At 36.2% G+C, this 2,002-nt stretch carries 2 protein-coding genes; one reads left to right on the top strand and one right to left on the bottom strand.

Annotated features, from left to right (window positions below):
- Positions 1-364, top strand: a 364-nt coding sequence (locus ACJML3_RS01490; RefSeq protein WP_406020004.1) for an iron-containing alcohol dehydrogenase, incomplete at its 5' end; no start/stop codon positions are given.
- A 35-nt stretch (positions 365-399) separates the two neighbouring features.
- On the opposite strand, the gene ACJML3_RS01495 is transcribed toward ACJML3_RS01490, so the two are convergent.
- The coding region (locus ACJML3_RS01495; RefSeq protein ID WP_406020006.1) for a hypothetical protein at positions 400-2,002 on the bottom strand (1,603 nt) is incomplete at its 5' end.

The following is a 2,002-nucleotide window of genomic DNA, read 5'->3' on the forward strand; positions in this document are numbered from 1 at the left end:
TCTGTCTAATGCTGTAGTGAGCGTATTTTCAATTCCTCTTGAGCATGCAGTCTCTTTAGTTATTCCTTCATGGTTTACCTTCATGAAAACAAAGAATGCATACAAACTTGCAACTTTTGGCAGAGGAGTTTTTGATTTACCTTCAGATCTTGATGATAATGAAGTTGCAATGCTGACTATTCAGAGAGTGAAAAAGTTCTTTTCAGATCTTTTACTTCCTGTTAAATGGTCTCAAATAGGCGCTGATGCATCTGATATTGACAGGATCCTGTTTAAGGCCGGATTCCCTGAGATTAACTCTATTGGTACCTTTGAAAAGCTTTCAAAGCTTGACTGTGAGGTACTCTTATCCTTTGCAATCTAAAAAAATTAAGGTCTCAATACTGAGACCTTATGTTTCTAGATCCTTACAGGATCATCCGTTTTTGGATTTTCCTTTTTAGGCTCATCTTTTTTTGATTTTGTAAAAGTATCTGCTTTTTCTTCTGTAGCTTTTTGTTCTTTTGTATTTACATTCTTTGATGATTCTTGCTTATTCTCATCTTTTTGCTTATCAGAAGTCATTGTTTTATTATCAGTATTCTGAACCTTAAGTGCAGATAAAGCCTCATCCTTTGTCTTATCAAGATAGGTCTGTGCATCGTCAGGACCAATCTGAATCATAAGATTGTGAATAAAGCAGAGCATATCTCCAAAGAAACGCTTGTCCACATGCTCAAGAGCACGGTACAGATCGCCTCCTTTATATGTGAAGGTTATGCCAGGCGCTGACAGATTGTAGAATGTTGAAATAGGCATAGGGCATTCATCTTTTAATACCTTTAATGCTACATCAATTCCTACAGGCCTTATAAAGCAGTTGTCATTTGCAGGACATTCGTTTTCAATATTAATCTGCATGTCTCTTGTTTTATTAAATTCTTCAACTGCATGATTGATTCTAATGTAAAGCTCTCTGTCAATGGCATTAGAGCGTCTTAACTGCTGCTGTGGAATAAAGTCATTACCAAAGAAAACTACAATTGACGGTCTTGGAAGTCTTGCAAGCTCATTGAGTCGCTCGATAATTGTTTTAATGATGTCATGATTAGACAGATCCTCATTAGCACATTTTTGAATCAGACCTTCAATAGCAGATTTTAGATTTCCCTTGTAATGTAATGATGCTCTGTAGAATAGATCGTTAAATGATAAAACCTCAGCTTCTCTTGCATCGTCGATTATCTTCAGATCGTTGCTGATACAGAATAGTCTTTCTCTGTTTTCTGTATAGAGTGCTGTTTTTTCAATTGCTTTTGCTGCAACCTGTTTTAAATTCTCAACAAGATCAAGCAGGTTTAAGTTAATAAATGGAAAATTGAAACTTAAATGTACTGCATCAGGTGTATTAGGTGAGCGGTTGTTGTAGGTATGCAGATAGTTGAATGTAGGTGCAATGGCTCTGCTTGACAGTGAAGCTGTAATCTCTGGATTAAGCTCAATTTCCTCAATGATTTTTGATGCTACAAGAGTAGGTGAGAATCCTTTAAATGGCTGCTCTGAGTCTGTACCTTCGCCAAAGATATAGAAACCTGCTTCAACCTTACCCATATTAGCTGTATAAACAGACAGTGCCTTTGAATTATTGAACATTGATTCTGGCTTGAATGTAAGAGCCAAACTAAGTTCAATTTTCTGCTCATTTATAAGTTCATGGATATAAGGAAGACATGTTCTTATACCCTCATGACCGTTTAATGACTCACTGTTGCAGATAAACAGAAGGTTTACAGGAAGCTCCCATAGTCTTTCTGTAAAGTATTTTAGCAAAATCAGCATACCTGCGATAGGAGCCTTATTTTCAAAACTTCCAAGACCGTAGATATTGTTTGGATCATTAATTTTTGCTAACTGTTCTGAGCTAAGCTGCAGAGTCTTTAATTTTTCCTTTAACTCATCTGATTTAAATGCATAGGATTTTAATGTACCGAATACCTCGTTTGATGAGGTGTCAGTATTGCAC

The sequence above is a fragment of the Succinivibrio sp. genome, from assembly GCF_045124615.1.
Classification (GTDB): Bacteria; Pseudomonadota; Gammaproteobacteria; order Enterobacterales; family Succinivibrionaceae; genus Succinivibrio; species Succinivibrio faecicola.